Consider the following 16,847-nt stretch of genomic DNA (forward strand, 5'->3'; position numbering starts at 1 on the left):
AGAGATCCTGTTCGTCGGGGACGTCCAAACCCTCGGGACGATACTTCCGACCCGCTGCCCCGTCCAACCCACGCCGTCCCCGGGAGGCGTACGCGAACAGCTCGCCCACCGCGATGTGAACGAGCTGCACGCCCCCGATGCGGCCGCCCCGCCCCTCCGGGGGCGTGAGGTAGGTGGAGGAGCGGAACGGCCTGCAGAAGACTGCCGTATCCGACTCTCGTCCCGCTGTCGTCGCGCTCTCACGTTAGGGTCCGGTCCGGGTACGGGCCGCAGATGAGGTGAGGTGACCGCATGCAATTCGGCATTCTGGGGGCGCTGTCGGTGACCGACGCGGGCCGAGACGTGCCCATCACCGCCGGTCGCGACCGGACCGTCCTGGCCGTGCTGCTGCTCAACGCCGGCCGGATCGTCGGTGTGGAACAGCTGATCGATGCTGTCTGGGACCATTCGCCGCCCGCGACCGCGCGGGGACAGCTGCAGACCTGTGTCTCGCGCTTGCGCCGGGTGCTGCCGCCAGACGTCATTCTGAGCGACCCGGCCGGTTACGGTGTCGCCGTCGGCCCGGATCGGCTCGATGCGACCGAGTTCGCCCGGCTCGTCGCTCGTGCCCGTGCGGCGGCCGCGTCAGATGCGGAGGTAGCCGGCGACCTCTATCGCGAGGCCCTTGCGCTCTGGCGGGGGCCCGCGCTGACCGGCATCGAGAGCCCGACCGTGCGGCGTGGCGCCGCGGTGCTGGATGAACAGCACGGCGCGGTGCTGGAGGACTGGATCGACCTGGAGTTGGCGGCGGGACGGGAAGGCGACCTCGTTCCGCAACTGACCGGGCTCGTCGAGCGACAGCCGCTCCGGGAGCGCCTGCGCGCCCAGCTGATGCTGGCGCTCTACCGGCTCGGACGGCAGTCCGACGCCCTCGCCGAGTACCGTCGCGCCCGGGACCTGCTGAGTGATCAGCTGGGCATCGAGCCCGGTGAGGCCCTTCAAGAGATCCACCGGCGTATCCTCACCGGCGACGTCGGTCTGGGCGTACGCGCTCGGCCCGCCGCCAAGCCGATCCGTGCGCTGCCGCGTACGGTGGGCGACTTCACCGGGCGGGACGAGTCCATCGACCGTCTGCTCGGGGCCGCGGTGGACAGCCGAGTGCTGACGATCGACGGCATGGCCGGTAGCGGCAAGACGACGCTGGCCCTGCGCGTGGCGGAGATCCTCGCCGACCGATATCCCGACGCGCACCTGTTCCTGGATCTGCAGGGTCACAGCGAGGGAGAACCGCTGACGCCCGACGCGGCGCTGCTGGCGTTGCTGCGCCAGTCCGGTGTCGAAGCCGATCGGATTCCGCCCGACCTGGATGCCCGGGCGATCTTGTGGCGCTCGGAGCTGGCCGGCAGGCGAGCGCTGGTGATCCTTGACAACGCGGCGTCGAGCTCCCAGCTGACTCGGCTGCTGCCGGCCACGCCGACCACTCTGACCCTGGTGACCAGTCGCCGGCGGCTGATCGGTCTCGACGGTGGGCAGCCGGAGTCGTTGTCCGTCCTGACCGAGGAGGACGCGGTGGATCTCCTTGCCAAGATTGTCGGGGCCAGGGTCGCCGCCGAACCCGAGGCAGCCAAGGCGGTGGTGCGCCGTTGCGGCGGATTGCCGCTGGCGATCCGGCTAGCCGGCGCCCGGCTGGCGCACCGCCCCGGCTGGCAGGTGGCCGACCTGCTCCGGCGCCTGGGTGACGCCGCGCTGCCGGAACTGGCCGCTGAGGACCGTGCGGTCGCCAGCGCCTTCGCCATGTCGTTCGAGCAGCTCTCGGAGCGTTCGAAGCGGGTCTTCCGGTTGCTCGGCCTGCATCCGGTGGAGCGGTTCGGCACGCTCGAGGTCGCGGCCCTGACGGGCCTGTCGTACGACGACACCCAGGACGTGCTGGATGACCTCTTCGACGTCAATCTCGTCGAGGAGCCGCAGCCGCAGCGGTACCGCCTGCACGACCTTGTCCGTCAGTACGCCGCCGGCCTAGCAAGCGGCCTGGACGCGCCTGAGGTCCATGACGCCCTGGGTCACCTCGTCGACCTCCACCTGCAGGTAGGAAGCCGGCTCGCACTCGACCGAGAAAGCGACTACGCCCGCCAGGACCTCATGGTGGAGCCGCCGGTGAGGCCCGAGCTCGTCAGGCTCGCGGTGGAAGACTCAGGGTGGCCTGAGGAGCACCGCACCGGCCTGGTCCCGCTGATCCGTGCAGCCGCCGCGACAGGACAGCCGGGCAGGGCTTGGCGACTGGCCCGCGTCGCATGGCGGCAGCTGTACCAGCGCGGATACTTCGCCGACATCGTCGCCACCTGTACGGCAGGTCTGGCTGCGGCCACCGAGGCCGGCGACGAGTACGGCGCGGCCGTCATGAACAACTACTTGGCTTCGGGCTACTTCACACTGGGCCGCGGCGACGAGGCGCTGAGCCGGATCACCGTCATGCTGGAGTACCAGATCCGCACAGGCAACCGCTCGGCCGAGGGACGGGCCCGTGCGAACCTGAGTGGCGTCCTCATGCAACTCGGTCGCATCGTCGAAGGCATCGAGGAGGGGCGGCGGGCGTACGTGCTGTTGCAGAGCTCCGGCCACCAGAGCGCGCCGGTCGTGCTCCGGGCCCATCTGGGCTATGGCCACGTCGTGGTCGGCCGCTACGGGGAGGCGCTGCGCCACGGCCGGATCGCGCTGCAGTGGTTCGCGGAGAATCGTCTCGCCTTCTTCGTCTCCGACGCGCTCATTGTCATCGGTCACGCCCGGCTGCAACTTGGTGAACTGGATTCCGCCGAGCGTGCGCTCCGAGCTGCTCGCGCCGCCGCTCGCAGGCACGGCATCCGTACCGATGAGGGTGAAGCGACGAATCTTCTGGGTCGCGTAGAGCTCGAGCGTGGGCGAGCTGACCGGGCCGTCGAGCTGCATCTGACCGCGGTGGAGATGAGCCGTGAGAACGGGTGGCTGCCCCGGCTGGCCCGATACTCGAACGACCTCGGGTCGGCGATGCGGGCGGTCGACGATGTCCGAGGCGCAGTGGAGCTGCATCGGCAGGCGCTGACGACCGCACGCAGGGTGAGTCACCCGCTGGAGGAGGGCAGGGCGCTGAGCGGTCTTGCCGCCTGTCTTGCCGAGACGGATCCCGTGGGGGCGCGCCGGCACTGGTCCCAGGCGCTGGAGATCTTCCAGCGGATCGGCGTGCCCGAGCGCTTCGAGGTGCGGCGCCGGCTCGCGGGGCTCGACCGCTGAACAGTGGCACGGATCAACTGCGTCCCGGCCGCAACGGGGGCAGGATGGAATCGTGACGACGACTGACGAGAGCGGATTCCGGATCGAGCGCGACACGATGGGCGAGGTCCGGGTGCCGGCCGATGCCCTCTGGCGGGCGCAGACGCAGCGCGCCGTTGAGAATTTCCCGATCTCCGGGCGCGGGCTGGAGTCCTCGCACATCCGGGCGCTGGCTCGGATCAAGGGGGCCGCCGCGCAGGTCAATGCGGCTCTGGGGGTGCTCGACGACGACCTCGCCAAGGCGATCGTCACCGCCGCGGCGCACGTCGCGGACGGCGGGTACGACGACCAGTTCCCGATCGACGTGTTCCAGACCGGGTCCGGCACGTCGTCGAACATGAACGCCAACGAGGTGATCGCCACGCTGGCCTCCCGGGAGCTGGGCCGGCCGGTGCACCCGAACGATCACGTGAACGCGTCGCAGTCCAGCAACGACGTGTTCCCCTCGTCGATCCACCTGGCCGCGACCGAGGCGGTCACCTCGGATCTCGTACCGGCCCTGGAGCACCTCGAGGGTGCGCTGAGCGCCAAGGCGGAGCAGTGGGCCGAGGTGGTGAAGTCCGGCCGTACGCATCTCATGGACGCCACGCCGGTCACCCTGGGTCAGGAGTTCTCCGGGTACGCGGCCCAGGTGCGCAACGGCGTCGACCGGGTCACCGCCGCCCTGCCGCGCCTCGCCGAACTGCCGCTCGGCGGCACGGCCGTGGGGACGGGTGTGAACACGCCGCCCGGGTTCGCCCCGGCGGTGATCGAGCGGCTGCGCGAGTCGACCGGCCTGCCGCTCACCGAGGCCCGCAACCACTTCGAGGCGCAGGGCGCACGCGACGGCCTGGTCGAGGCGTCCGGGCAGCTGCGGGTCGTCGCCGTCAGCCTCTACAAGATCGTGAACGACATCCGGTGGATGGGCTCGGGTCCCCGCGCCGGCCTGCGCGAGCTGCGCCTGCCCGACCTGCAGCCCGGCTCCTCGATCATGCCGGGCAAGGTGAACCCGGTGGTGCCCGAGTCGGTGCGTCAGGTCGCCGCGCAGGTGATCGGCAACGACGCCGCCGTGGCGTTCGCCGGCACGCAGGGCGACTTCGAGCTCAACGTCATGCTGCCGGTGATGGCCCGCAACCTGCTCGAGTCGATCAAGCTGCTGGCCGCCGCGGCGCGGATGCTCGCCGACCGGTGCATCGACGGGCTGGAGGTCAACGAGGACGTCGCCCGGGGCTACGCCGAGGGTTCGCCGTCGATCGTCACGCCGCTCAACCGCTACCTCGGGTACGACGAGGCGGCCGCGATCGCGAAGCAGGCGCTCAAGGAAGACAAGACCATCCGGGCGGTTGTCATCGAACGCGGACATGTCGCCAACGGCACGCTGACCGAGGAACAGCTGGACACGGCCCTCGACGTCCTCCGGATGACCCGGCCCTGACCGGACGGCGGCAGAAGGCGGCGATCGGGCCTTGTGAATGATCGTGGTCTTCGATGGAATGCGGAGCATGAGAAGACGCCTGACGGCCGGGGCCGTCGCCACCGCGACGAGCCTCGCCGCATTCCTTGTCGGCATGCCGGGCACGCCGGCCGCCGCCGCCACCGCCATCGAGTACACCGTCGTGGCCGACGACGGCGTCTCCACCGCCGATGCCATCGCGGCCATCACCGCCGCTGGCGGCACGGTGGTCTCCACCAACACCGCGGTCGGCACCTACCGGGTGTCGTCCGCCGCCGCCGACTTCAAGATCCGCGCCGCGAAGTCCGGCGCGCTGATCGGCGCGTCCGCCAACCGGCCCCTCGGGTACGCGCCCCGCACGTCGCCCGCGGTCGAGCAGCCGGTGACGGAGTCGCTGCGTGGCCGCGGCCCGGCCGGTGCGCCCGCCGCCGACACGCTGGACGACAAGCTGTGGGGCCTGAAGATGGTCAAGGCCGACAAGGCCCGGGCCGTCGAGAAGGGCGAGCGCGGTGTGACCGTGGGCGTCCTCGACACCGGCCTCGACGCGTCCAATCCGGACCTGGCGCCCAACTTCAGCAACCGCCTCTCCCGCGTGTTCGCGCCGGACATGGTGGACATCGACGGCCCGTGCGAGGTCGAGGGCTGCGTCGACCCGGTCGGCACCGACGACGACGGCCACGGCACCCACGTGGCCGGCACGATCGCCGCGGCGGCCAACGGCACCGGCGTCTCCGGCGTCGCCCCGAACGTCACGCTGGTCGAGCTCAAGGGCGGCCAGGACTCCGGCTACTTCTTCCTCGACCCGGTGGTCAACGCGCTCACCTACGCCGGCGACGCCGGCATCGACGTGGTCAACATGTCGTTCTACGTCGACCCGTGGCTCTACAACTGCACCTCGAACCCGGCCGACGCCCCCGAGGCGCAGGCCGAGCAGCGGGCGATCATCACGGGCATGAAGCGGGCGCTGAACTACGCGCACAGCCACGGGGTCACGCTGGTCGGCGCGCTGGGCAACCAGCACGACAACCTGAACGACCCGCAGGAGGACACGACCAGCCCGGACTACGGCGGTGACCCGTACGACCGGACGATCGACAACCGCACGTGCTTCTCGCTGCCCACCGAGGGCCCGCACGTCATCGGGGTCTCGGCGGTCGGCCCGTCGAAGTCGAAGTCGCAGTACTCCAACTACGGCACCGAGCAGGTCGGCGTGGCGGCCCCGGGCGGTTTCACGCGGGACTTCTTCGGCACGCCGCAGTACAACTCGGCGGCCAACAACATCCTGTCCTCGTACCCGTTGAAGGTTCTGCAGGAGAGCGGGGCGGTCGACGCCGAGGGCAACCCGACGCGTCCGACGGTGTTCAAGGACTGCACGGCCGCCGGCAAGTGCGGCTACTACACGTACCTCGCCGGCACGTCGATGGCCTCCCCGCACGCCGCCGGCGTCGCCGCGCTGATCGTCAGCAAGTACGGCCACCGCGACTGGTGGCGGGGCGGCCTGACCATGAACCCGAACCTGGTCGAGGCGCAGCTCTACCGTACGGCCGAGAAGACCGCTTGCCCCGAGCCGCGGCTGCGCAGCTACGCCAACGAGGGTTACGACCCCGAGTTCGATGCGTACTGCGCCGGGCCGAAGGTGTTCAACGGCTTCTACGGGCACGGCATCGTCGACGCGTACAAGGCGGTCGGCGGCCGCTGACCCGGCCTGTGGACAAAGCTGTGGACAACCGCCTCGCCCGGTCCCCCGGGCGGGGCGGTTTCCCGCTTCCGAGGGCCGGTACCCTTGTACGGTGACGATGAGGCTGCATGACACCGCGACTCGATCCGTCCGCGACTTCGTTCCGAAGACGCCCGGTCAGGTCGGTGTCTACCTGTGCGGCCTCACCGTGCAGTCGGTGCCGCACATCGGCCATCTGCGCAGCGGCGTCAACTACGACATCCTGCGGCGCTGGCTCGTCCAGTCCGGCTACGAGGTCACGTTCATCCGCAACGTCACGGACGTGGACGACAAGATCCTCGTCAAGTCGCTGGAGACGGGCCGCCCGTTCTGGTCGATCGCGTACGCGAACAAGCTCGTCCTCGACGCCGACTACCGGGCGCTCAACGTGCTGCCGCCGACGTACGAGCCGCTCGCAACCGGGCACATGCCGGAGATGCACGAGCTGATCGCCGAGCTGATCTCCCGCGGGCACGCGTACGAGTCGGCCGAGGGCAACGGCGACGTGTACTTCGACGTGCCGACGTACGCGGACTACGGCGCGCTGTCCGGGCAGAAGCCGGAGGACATGCTGTCGGCCGGCGAGGCCCCCGAGCGCGGCAAGCGCCATTCCGAGGACTTCGCGCTGTGGAAGGGCGTCAAGGCCGACGAGCCCGCCGAGGCGTCGTGGCCCTCACCGTGGGGTCCCGGCCGGCCGGGCTGGCACATCGAGTGCTCCGCGATGGCCCGCCGCTACCTCGGCGACGAGTTCGACATCCACGGCGGCGGCCTCGACCTGACGTTCCCGCACCACGAGAACGAGATCGCCCAGTCGCGCTCGGCGGGGCTGCCGTTCGCCCGCTACTGGGTGCACAACGCGCTGCTCAACCTCGGCGAGGCCAAGATGAGCAAGTCGCTGGGCAACGTCATCGATCTCGAGGCCGTCCGTGAGATGGGCATCCGCCCCGTCGAGCTGCGCTACTACATGGGCGTGCCGCACTACCGCTCGCGGATCGACTACTCCGACGAAGCGTTGCGCGAGGCGGCCACGGCGTACCGGCGCATCGAGGGCTTCGTGCAGCGGGCCGTCGAGGTGGTCGGCGCCGGCCGGCCCAAGGACGTGCCGCCGGCCTTCGCCGCGGCGATGAACGACGACCTCAACACCTCGGCGGCGCTCGCGGTCGTGCACGACACGATCCGCGAGGGCAACACCGCGCTGGCGGCCGGGGACGAGACCGGGGTCCGCGCCGCGCTGACCGAGGTGCGGGCCATGCTCGGGGTGCTCGGGCTCGACCCGCTCGACCCGGCGTGGGGCGGCGGGGAGACCGGCGGCGACCTCAAGCCGGTCGTCGACTCGCTGGTCGCGCTGGCGCTGGAGCAGCGGGCGCAGGCCCGCGCACGCAAGGACTGGGCGGCCGCCGACTCGGTGCGCGACCAGCTCAAGAACGCGGGAATTCAGGTGGAGGACACTCCGGCCGGGCCGCGCTGGACGGTAGGAGAGCAGCACTGATGCCAGGTAACTCCCGCAACGCGAGCAAGCGCGTCACCGCGAAGAAGGGCGCCGCGGCCGGCTCGGGCGGCAAGAACCGCGCCGGGCTCAAGGGGCGCGGCAAGACCCTGCCGGCCGACGAGCGGCCGTGGCACAAGGGCTACTCGGGCACCGAGAAGCTGCCCGAGAAGACGGCCCGTAAGCAGGAGAAGGAGCGGCGCGCCGCGGCTGCCGAAGGGCGCGCGCCCAAGGTCGGCGTCCCGGGGACCAAGGACACCACGTGGGGCCGCGGCGGCGGCCGCGCCACCGGCCGGCCGGCCCCGCAGCGGGGCGCCCGCATGCAGAGCCGCGGTCCGCGCGTCGCGCCGGGCCGCCGTTCCAACCCCACCAAGGAAGGTCCCGAGCTGCTGCTCGGCCGTAACCCGGTGGTGGAGGCGCTGCGCGCGCTGGTCCCGGCCACCGCGCTGTACGTGGCCCAGGGCATCGACATCGACGACCGGATCACCGAGATCGTCCGGACCGCCGGCGACCGCGGCATCCCGATCCTGGAGATCAGCCGCAACGAGCTGGACCGGATGACCGGCGGGGTGCTGCACCAGGGCGTCGGGCTGCAGGTGCCGCCGTTCGCGTACGAGAACTTCGACGACCTGGTGGCCGCGGCGCTGGAGCAGCCCGCACCGCTGCTCGTGGCCCTCGACGGCGTCACCGACCCGCGCAACCTCGGCGCGGTGATCCGGTCGGTGGCCGCGTTCGGCGGGCACGGGGTGTTCGTGCCGGAGCGCCGCGCGGCCGGCATCACCGCCACCGCCTGGCGTACCAGCGCCGGCGCGGCGGCCCGCGTGCCGGTCGCCCAGGTGGTCAACCTGACCCGCGCCGTCAAGGCGGCCCAGCAGGCCGGGTTCACGGCGATCGGCCTGGACGCGGACGGCGAGACGGATCTCTACCAGCTCGAGGCGGCCGTGGGCCCGCTGCTCGTGGTGGTGGGCTCCGAGGGCCGGGGCCTGTCCCGCCTGGTCGGTGAAACCTGTGACCTGCGGGTGAGCATCCCGATGGCGTCGTCCGTGGAGTCGCTCAACGCGAGCGTCGCCGCGGCGGTCACCCTGGCGGAGGTTTCCCGCCGCCGGACGTACGGCTGAGCCGCCGCGCCGGGGAGTCGTCGTACCGGGCATGTAACGTGACGGGCCGAGTGGTCGTCCGGCGCGGAGGGGCAGCTGCATGCTCGGTGTTGACCTGGGCACGTCCCACACGGTCGCCATGCTGCGCTGGCCCGACGGCCGGGTCCGCCCGTTGCTCTTCGACGGCCTCCCGATGCTGCCCTCCGCCGTCTACCTCGACCGCACCGGCCGCCTGCACGTGGGCCGCGACGCGCTCCGCCTGGGGTACGCCGAACCCGACCGGCTCGAGCCTCACCCGAAGCGGCACGTCGACGCCTCCAGCGTGTTGCTGGGCGACGGCGAGGTCCCGGTGCCCGACCTGCTCGCGGCGCTGCTCGAAGCGGTGGCCCGGGAGGCGGTCGCGGCGGCCGGGCAGCTGCCGCCGGCCGTGGTCACCTGCCCGGCGGCCTGGGGTGCTCAGCGCCGCGAGGTGCTGACCCGGGCGCTGGCCCTCGCGGGATGGCCGCCGGGAACGCCGCTCGTGCCCGAGCCCGTCGCGGCAGCGCGCTACTTCGCCGAGGTGCTGCGCCGGCCGGTGCCGGTCGGGGCGGCGCTCGCCGTCTTCGACTTCGGCGGCGGCACCCTGGACGTCGCCGTGGTCCGCAACGAGGGCGCCGGTCCCGACGGCCGCGCCCGCTTCGAGGTCGCGGCCTCCGGTGGCCTCGACGACCTGGGCGGCCTCGACATCGACGCCGCCCTGGTGGCGCACCTGGGCACCGGCCTGGAGAGGTCACAGCCCGAGGCGTGGGCCGCCCTGCGCGAGCCCGTGACGCTCGCGCAGTGGCGGGCCCGGCGTCAGCTCTGGGACGACGTACGCGGGGCGAAGGAGATGCTGTCGCGCGCCGGGCAGGCGCCCGTGCCGGTGCCGGGCGTGGAGCAGGCGGTCTCCCTGACTCGCGACGAGCTGGAGATGGTGGCGGCCCCGCTGATCCGGCGCGGCGTGGCGGAGGCGGAGGCGGTCGTGAAGGCGGCCGGCCTGGCGCCGGCGGATCTGGCCGGGCTGTTCCTCGTCGGCGGCTCGTCGCGGGTGCCGCTCGTGGCGCGCCTGCTGCACAGCGAGCTGGGCGTCGCGCCGACGGTGCTGGAGCAGCCGGAGCTGCCGGTGGCCGAGGGGGCGATCCTCGCGGTCCCGGCTGCGCCGGAGCAGCGGGACACGCCGGTCAGTCCGATGCAGGCGGCCGCGGTGCCGCCGCGGACCGACACGGTGGCGCACCCGGCGTCCGAGCCGGCCGCCGCCCTGGCGACCGAGGCCGCCGGTCCGCCGACGGACACGATGCCGCCGCCCGGCCCGGCCGCGCCGCCGGGACCCGACGACCAGCCGCAGTACGCCGAGCCGGTCGATCCGTGGGCCACCGGGGAAGCTGCCGCGCTCGCCGCGGCGAACGGCGCACCATTGATCCCACCTGTCTCGGTCGTGCCCGTCTCCCCGGTGCCGGGCGCCTCGCCGGATCAGCCTTGGCCGCCTCCGGCGCACGGTCACCCGGCGGCGGACGGCGCGGGGGTGGAGCACAAGCTGCCCGCGTACCGGAGAAGAGGTCTGTGGATCGTCGCGGCGGCGACCGTCGTCGTTCTCGGGGTGGCCGCGACCGTCGTGGCGCTGCTGTGGCCGGGGACGCCGTCGCTGGATTACCAGCCGCTGAGCCGGCCGAAGCGGGTTCCGCCGATCGTGCCGGTCACCTCCGCGTTCTCCGCGGCCGGGCTGCGGGACGGCCGGGCGTATTTCGCGTCGGCCGACGACAAGGGGCAGCTGGGGATCGTCGCCGCGGAGGCGGCCACCGGAAAGAAGCTGTGGACCAGCGCCGACGCCGGCTCGGCGAGCCGGTGGGAGTTCTTCTTCACGATGCCGCACGCGGTGGTCGCGATCACCGGCACCGACTCCACCACGGGTGACCGGCGCATGGTGCTGCTGGACCGGGGCGACGGCCGGAAGATGTGGGAGCGGTCGATCTCCTCGGACGACAACGTGTTCTTCGCCGGTGACATCGCCGTCCTGGTCGACCGGACCGAGAAGCGGGTGCTCGGGCTCAAGGTCCGCGACCGCGGCCGGACCGCGTGGGAGAAACGGAACCCCACCACGGAGTACGGCCTCGGCGCCACGCGGATCGTCCCGGTCACCACGGCCGACGACTTCGCCGGGGCGGCCACCACCGGCGGGGTCCCGTTCGCCGGGCCGACGGACGACGACGAGCGGCTCGTGCAGATCGGCGCGGACCGGTCCGCCCGGGTCCTCGACGCGCGCACGGGCGACGAGGTGGCCGGGCCGCGGCGCAGCGTGGCCGACACCGACGACCCGATCGTGGCGCACAACGGGCGGCTGGTCGTGGCCGAGTCCGGCACCACCCGGCGCATCGTCGTCTACGACCTGGCCGAGCTCGGCGAGCCGCAGGTGCCGTACACGTTGCCGGACAACAGCCGGCTCGAGCATCTGACGGCCTGCGGCGACGACCGGGTGTGCTTCGTCCAGAAGACCGGGTACGACGCGAAGACGGCCCAGGTCGTGGCGGTCGACGTGGCCAAGGGCGGGGTGCTGTGGTCGCGGACGGTGCCGGACGCCGACGGGCTGGTGCCGGTGGGCGAGGCGGTGCTGGCGTCGCAGAACACTTCACCCGCGCAGGTGACGCTGCTCGACGACGGCGGCAAGGTGGCGTGGACCCGGGCCGGCACGGCGGGCCGCCTCGACCGGGGCAACATGCTGCTCTTCTCCAAGACGCTGTCCACGTCGGCCGACGATCCGGCGCTGTCCGGCGTGCACGTGGGCGACGACCCGGTGCCGCTGGGAGCGCTCGAGAACGTACGGACCTCGTCCTGCGCCTGGGATCAGAAGAACCTGGCCTGTGTCGCGGACGAGGACTTCGTCCTGCAGACCTTCGCGTCGTAGAAATGAGAAAGGCGGTCCCCCCAAGGGGAACCGCCTTTCTGCGAGAGCCTGTACGCGTCAGATGCGCTCGCCGCTGCCGGCGTTGAACACGTGCACGTGGTCGGCCTGCGGCTTGATGTAGACCGTCTCGCCCATGGTCGGCATGGTGCGCCGGTCGGTGCGGACGACGAACCGCTCCGAGCCGCCGTCGAGGGCCGCGTGGCCGTAGACGTTGGCGTCCGAGCCGAGGTCCTCGACCAGGTCGACGACGATCGGCAGGCCACCCGCGGTCGGCGCCACCAGGTCGGTCGCCTCGGGGCGGAAGCCGATGGTGACCTTGCCACCGCCGGACTGCGCGGCGGCGACCTGCTCGCGGGTCAGCGGCAGGTTCAGCGAGCCGAAGTTGCCACCGGACTCGGTCAGCGGCACCGTCTTGATGTTCATGGCCGGGGAGCCGATGAAGCCGGCGACGAAGACGTTGCCCGGGCGGTCGTACAGCTCGCGCGGGGTGTCGCACTGCTGCAGCACGCCGTCGAGCATGACGGCCACGCGGTGGCCCATCGTCATGGCCTCGATCTGGTCGTGGGTCACGTAAACGGTGGTGATGCCGAGCTTGGCCTGCAGCGTCGCGATCTGCGAACGGGTCTGGACGCGCAGCTTGGCGTCGAGGTTCGACAGCGGCTCGTCCATGAGGAACACCTGCGGCTCGCGGACGATGGCCCGGCCCATGGCGACACGCTGACGCTGACCACCGGAGAGCGCCTTCGGCTTGCGGGAGAGGTACTCGTCGAGCTGGAGCAGCTGGGCGGCCTCCTTGACCCGGCGGTCGATCTCCGACTTCGGGGTCTTGCGCAGCTTCAGGGCGAACGCCATGTTCTCGTACACCGACATGTGCGGGTAGAGGGCGTAGTTCTGGAAGACCATCGCGATGTCGCGCGACTTCGGGGGCAGGTTCGTGACGTCCTTGCCCTCGATGAGGATCCGACCGCGGTCGACGTCCTCGAGGCCGGCGAGCATGCGCAGGCTGGTGGACTTGCCACAACCCGAGGGGCCGACCAGGACGAGGAACTCGCCGTCGCCGATCTCGAGGTTGAGCTCGTTGACGGCGGGGCGGTCGGAGCCCGGGTAGATCCGGGAGGCCTTGTCATAGGTGACGGTAGCCATGGGGAATCGACTTCCTTTCCACCGGCAGGAACGTGCCGGACGATCCGAGTGGGAGGAACAGACGTGTGGCGCGCCACACGCCCCGCCACCGTAAATGTTTTTTCATGTTCTGCCAAGGTCGCCGGGCGGTCGGCGGGCGTTTCGGCCCGTCCGGGCAGCAGCCGCTATGCTGAGGCCCGCGCCCCTGTAGCTCAGTTGGCCAGAGCACCTGTCTTGTAAACAGGATGTCGTCGGTTCGATTCCGACCGGGGGCTCCACCTTCTCGCGCGGCGACTGCGCTGAAAAGAATTCCCACGTGGGGGTTGCCATGCGTATCGAGCGCATCACCGACGCCGCGGACGTGCAGCCGGCCGCTCATCTGTTCGACGGCCCGCCGCTCGCCGACGCGACGGCGAAGTTCCTCGCCGAGCCCGGTCACCATCTGCTGCTGGCGTACGAGGACGGGCGGCCGGTCGGGATGGTCACCGGGGTGGAGATGACCCACCCCGACAAGGGCACCGAGATGTTCGTGTACGAGCTCGGCGTCGCACCGTACGCGCGGCTCAAGGGCGTGGGAACAGCCCTGGTCGAGGCGCTGGCCGGCATCGCGCGTGAGCGCGGGTGCTACGGGATGTGGGTCGCGACCGAGCGGGACAACGAGGCGGCGCAGCGCACGTACCGCCGGGCGGGCGCGAACGAGGAGGAGCCGTTCCTGCTGCTCTCGTGGGACGTGACTCAGCCGCGGTCGGACGCCGGCCAGACGTAGGGCAGATCGGTGGGGACGTCGCCGAACAGCGGCCGGTAGAAGTCCGGGTCCTTGCGAACCAGGGCCGAGCGGTGGCTGAGGTGCACGGCGTCGTCGCCGAGCCACGGGGGCAGTTCCCCCGCGGCGGCGAGGTCGTCCTGAGCGCGGATCTCGGTGAGACCCCGGGCCGCGGCGACGTCGGCGCGCATGGTCTCCGCCGTCGTGTCCGCGCGGCCGGTGGCGACCCAGATGCCGCACATGTCGAGGCCGTAGCGGACGAGTGCCTCCTCGTATCCCTTCCACATCTTCACCGCGGGGTGGTGGCGCCAGCCGTACCCGGGCTGGATGAGGCCGCGCAGCACCTGGATCGTCTCGACGCGCTGCTTGCCCAGCCGCTTCTGGTCGAGCGCCCGGGCGCTGGCGGCGAACTCCGGGAACGGCAGGAAGGTCTGCATGGGGCAATGATCCCGCGCGGGGCGGGCCGGCTCAGGGGAAGTCGACGTCCTCGCCGGCGATCGGGCGTCCGCTGTCGGAGAAGGCGCGCTCGTCGCCGGCCGGTTCCTCGTGCAGCCGCGGGTCGTCATCGGCGACCGGCGTGCCCCCGGCCGGCAGGCCGCTCGCGCCGTCCGGTGCATCGTCGACGGGCAGCAGCCCGCCGAGGCCGCCGAGCAGCGGCAGCCCTCCGGTGAACAGGCCGGACTCGTGCGGCGCCGGCCCGGCGTCCAGCGGCGGCCTGCCCGGGAGCGGCGCGGCCGGCACCTGGGTGGGCTGGGCCGGCGGCACATCCTCCGGCGCGGTGAGGCTGGGAGTGTTGTCGCCGGGCCGTACGCCGACGAGCGGCCCGCCGCCGAGCGGGTTCTCGAGGCTGAGCCCCGAACCGCCATCCGCCGGCGAGGAGGAGACCGGCGAGGAGGAGAGCGGCGAGGAGGAGACCGGCGAGGAGGAGAGCAGTCCGGTGAGGCCACCGACCGGCAGCGGGAGGTCGTCGGCGTACGCGGGGGTCGTGCCCAGGAGCAGCAGGCCGCCGAGCACCGCCCCGGCGTAGAAGCGCTTACGCATGGATGTCCTCCCGGAGGAAAATCGGACGAATGGTTCGTTATGGGGCAACGATCGGCCCAGGGCGCGGGTTCCGGCTGGCTACGATGCCGCCATGGCCGTCGATCCCGCGCGCGACCCGTCCCGGCGATCGTTCGTGTCCCGGTTGCGCGAGGGGCTGCCCCGCAACGGCGACAACCGGCCGCACTTCGTGATCTGCGGCGCCGACGCGCTCGTCTACACGCTCGCCGAGGAGCTGGCCAACGCCGGTCACCGGATCCGGCTGACCGTGGTGGTGCCGCCGCGGCTGCGCTCCGACGTGCCGGATCTCGCGGCGCTGCGCGGCGTACGGGTGATCCGCGCCGACCGCCTCGATGAGAGCACCTTCCGCTCCGCGGGCCTGGCGGGCGCGGCCGCGCTGGCCCTGGTGATGCCCGACGACGTCGTCAACCTGCACGCCGCCCTGTGCGCGCAGGCGGTCGAGCCGGACCTGCGGCTGGTCATCCGGATGTTCAACTCCGGTCTCGGGTACGGCGTCCGCCGCCTCTTCGCCGACTGTGCCGTCCTCTCCGATGCCGCGATGGCCGCCCCCGCGTTCGTGGCCGCCTCGCTGGGCGAGGTCGCGCCGACCCACGTCCGGCTCCCGGGCCGCACGGTCTACGTCGCGCGGCGGGCCGACGTACACCCGGAGCACGTGATCTGTGCCCTGACCGCCGCGAACGGCGCCGGAGGCGTCGACGTCCTGCCCGCGGACCCCGCGCCGGACGCCGAGCGGCCGGTCGACCTGGTGCTCGCCGAGGCGACCGGCCGACCCGCCGGTCAGGCCGTGGCCGCGCAGCGCCTGGTCCGCGCCCGCAAGCGCCGCCGGCACCCGTTCGTGACGTTCGGCCGCGCGCTGCGGGCGGCGCTGAGCCGCAAGCTCGGCATCGCCGTGATGATCACATTGCTGGTGACCGCGGTCGCCGGTACGGTCCTCGCCCACGCCGACAACGTCGAGGGCTTCTGGCGGTCCATGTACGTCACGCTGCTCACCGCGGTCGGATCGTCCGATGTGGAGGAGAAGCGCAACGCCGTCGCGCAGGCCGCCCAGCTCATTCTCACGATCTCCGGTCTGGCGCTGCTGCCGCTGATCACCGCCGCGGTCGTCGAGGGCATGGTCAACGCCCGGCTGGCGCTGGCGCAGGGCGTCGTCGCCAACCCGCACCAGGATCACATCGTGCTGGTCGGGCTGGGCAGCGTCGGCACCCGGGTGCTGCGCCAGCTCACCGACCTGGGCCTGGAGGTCGTGGCCATCGACCGGCGTGCGGACGCGCGCGGCGCGAAGGTCGCCGAGCAGTTGGGCGTACCGCTGATCGTCGGCGACGCGTCGCTGGAGGAGACGCTGCGGTCGGCGTCGATCGAGACCAGCAAGGCCCTGGTGATGGTCTCCACCGACGACGTGACCAACCTGCAGGCCGCGCTGAACGCCCGGTCGGTACGCCCCGACCTGCGCGTGGTGCTGCGCCTCTTCGACGACGACTTCGCCCGCCGCGTGCAGGACGCCTTCAGCATCGACATCTCCCGCAGCGTCTCCCGGCTGGCCGCGCCGGCGTTCGCCGCGGCCATGCTGGACCGCGACGTGCTCGCCACCATCCCGGTCGACCGGCATGCGCTGCTGGTCGCCGACGTCCGGATCCTCGCCGGCTCGCCGCTGGACGGCGCGCCGATCGAGCGTGCCGACCGGCCGCTGAGCGTACGGGTCATCGGCCTGGTCGCGGCCGGCTCGGAGTGGGTCGACTGGGCGCCGGATCCGCGGCGGGTGCTCATCGCCGGCGACCGGGTCATGGCGGTCGCCCGCCGGGCCGGGCTGCGCGCGCTCACCGAGCAGGCCACCCCGCCGCCGGAGCCGATGCTGCTCGAGCCGGAGCAGGCTCCCTAGATGTACTGACCCGTGAGGTTGGGGACGCGGCTTGAGGGTGGTTGGCCGCCGAGTGCGGTGTGCCCGCGGTGGTGATTGTAAGAGTGGATCCAGGCG

Annotated in this window: 11 protein-coding genes and 1 tRNA gene; 9 read left to right on the forward strand and 3 right to left on the reverse strand. The window is 72.2% G+C overall.

Annotation, left to right across the window (positions count from 1 at the left end; translation table 11 throughout):
- Positions 1–291: 291 nt before the first annotated feature.
- The 6 genes from AB0K03_RS15940 to AB0K03_RS15965 all read left to right on the forward strand — a co-directional run bounded on the left by AB0K03_RS15940 (position 292) and on the right by AB0K03_RS15965 (position 11,931).
- On the forward strand, positions 292–3,243 hold the full coding sequence (locus tag AB0K03_RS15940) for a BTAD domain-containing putative transcriptional regulator (protein ID WP_364684836.1): 2,952 nt from the start codon (positions 292–294) through the stop codon (positions 3,241–3,243).
- 52 nt (positions 3,244–3,295) lie between these two features.
- Positions 3,296–4,696, forward strand: coding sequence for a class II fumarate hydratase (locus tag AB0K03_RS15945; RefSeq protein ID WP_364684838.1), 1,401 nt, complete (start codon positions 3,296–3,298; stop codon positions 4,694–4,696).
- A gap of 67 nt (positions 4,697–4,763) precedes the next feature.
- Entirely contained in the window at positions 4,764–6,413 is a 1,650-nt protein-coding gene (locus AB0K03_RS15950) for a S8 family serine peptidase (protein WP_364684839.1), read from the forward strand.
- Positions 6,414–6,504: 91 nt separating this feature from the next.
- A complete protein-coding gene (gene cysS / locus AB0K03_RS15955; protein WP_364684841.1) occupies positions 6,505–7,920 on the forward strand; it encodes a cysteine--tRNA ligase in 1,416 nt (471 codons plus the stop codon).
- Entirely contained in the window at positions 7,920–9,035 is a 1,116-nt protein-coding gene (gene rlmB / locus AB0K03_RS15960; RefSeq protein ID WP_364684843.1) for a 23S rRNA (guanosine(2251)-2'-O)-methyltransferase RlmB, read from the forward strand. Before cysS ends, rlmB begins: the two co-directional genes overlap by 1 nt.
- Before the next feature lie 79 nt (positions 9,036–9,114).
- Positions 9,115–11,931: an Hsp70 family protein gene (locus tag AB0K03_RS15965; protein WP_364684845.1), complete on the forward strand. Its 2,817-nt coding sequence runs from the start codon at positions 9,115–9,117 to the stop codon at positions 11,929–11,931.
- A gap of 57 nt (positions 11,932–11,988) precedes the next feature.
- Here the strand turns inward: AB0K03_RS15965 and ugpC are convergent, their stop codons facing one another.
- A complete protein-coding gene (gene ugpC, locus AB0K03_RS15970; protein WP_364684846.1) occupies positions 11,989–13,074 on the reverse strand; it encodes a sn-glycerol-3-phosphate ABC transporter ATP-binding protein UgpC in 1,086 nt (361 codons plus the stop codon).
- A gap of 180 nt (positions 13,075–13,254) precedes the next feature.
- Here ugpC and AB0K03_RS15975 point away from each other — a divergent pair.
- Positions 13,255–13,331 (forward strand) — tRNA-Thr (locus AB0K03_RS15975).
- Positions 13,332–13,381: 50 nt separating this feature from the next.
- Positions 13,382–13,819: a GNAT family N-acetyltransferase gene (locus AB0K03_RS15980; RefSeq protein WP_364684848.1), complete on the forward strand. Its 438-nt coding sequence runs from the start codon at positions 13,382–13,384 to the stop codon at positions 13,817–13,819.
- Here the strand turns inward: AB0K03_RS15980 and AB0K03_RS15985 are convergent.
- Together AB0K03_RS15985 and AB0K03_RS15990 are read right to left on the reverse strand one after the other, a co-directional pair.
- Positions 13,789–14,253: an MSMEG_6728 family protein gene (locus AB0K03_RS15985; RefSeq protein WP_364684850.1), complete on the reverse strand. Its 465-nt coding sequence runs from the start codon at positions 14,251–14,253 to the stop codon at positions 13,789–13,791. The genes AB0K03_RS15980 and AB0K03_RS15985 overlap by 31 nt on opposite strands.
- Positions 14,254–14,284: 31 nt before the next feature.
- Complete coding sequence (locus AB0K03_RS15990; RefSeq protein WP_364684852.1) at positions 14,285–14,857, reverse strand: hypothetical protein; 573 nt, start codon at positions 14,855–14,857, stop codon at positions 14,285–14,287.
- 91 nt (positions 14,858–14,948) lie between these two features.
- On the opposite strand from AB0K03_RS15990, the gene AB0K03_RS15995 reads away from it, so the two are divergent.
- On the forward strand, positions 14,949–16,751 hold the full coding sequence (locus tag AB0K03_RS15995) for an NAD-binding protein (protein WP_364684854.1): 1,803 nt from the start codon (positions 14,949–14,951) through the stop codon (positions 16,749–16,751).
- Positions 16,752–16,847 lie beyond the last annotated feature (96 nt).

Source organism: Actinoplanes sp. NPDC049316 (assembly GCF_040677315.1).
Taxonomy (GTDB): domain Bacteria; phylum Actinomycetota; class Actinomycetes; order Mycobacteriales; family Micromonosporaceae; genus Actinoplanes.

Excerpts from the sequence above, each read along its gene's own strand:
- AB0K03_RS15940 (WP_364684836.1), top strand. The coding sequence starts at position 292 with ATGCAATTCGGCATTCTGGGGGCGCTGTCGGTGACCGACGCGGGCCGA.
- AB0K03_RS15950 (WP_364684839.1), top strand. The coding sequence starts at position 4,764 with ATGAGAAGACGCCTGACGGCCGGGGCCGTCGCCACCGCGACGAGCCTC.
- rlmB (WP_364684843.1), top strand. The coding sequence starts at position 7,920 with ATGCCAGGTAACTCCCGCAACGCGAGCAAGCGCGTCACCGCGAAGAAG.
- AB0K03_RS15965 (WP_364684845.1), top strand. The coding sequence starts at position 9,115 with ATGCTCGGTGTTGACCTGGGCACGTCCCACACGGTCGCCATGCTGCGC.
- ugpC (WP_364684846.1), bottom strand. The coding sequence starts at position 13,074 with ATGGCTACCGTCACCTATGACAAGGCCTCCCGGATCTACCCGGGCTCC.
- AB0K03_RS15980 (WP_364684848.1), top strand. The coding sequence starts at position 13,382 with ATGCGTATCGAGCGCATCACCGACGCCGCGGACGTGCAGCCGGCCGCT.
- AB0K03_RS15985 (WP_364684850.1), bottom strand. The coding sequence starts at position 14,253 with ATGCAGACCTTCCTGCCGTTCCCGGAGTTCGCCGCCAGCGCCCGGGCG.
- AB0K03_RS15990 (WP_364684852.1), bottom strand. The coding sequence starts at position 14,857 with ATGCGTAAGCGCTTCTACGCCGGGGCGGTGCTCGGCGGCCTGCTGCTC.
- AB0K03_RS15995 (WP_364684854.1), top strand. The coding sequence starts at position 14,949 with ATGGCCGTCGATCCCGCGCGCGACCCGTCCCGGCGATCGTTCGTGTCC.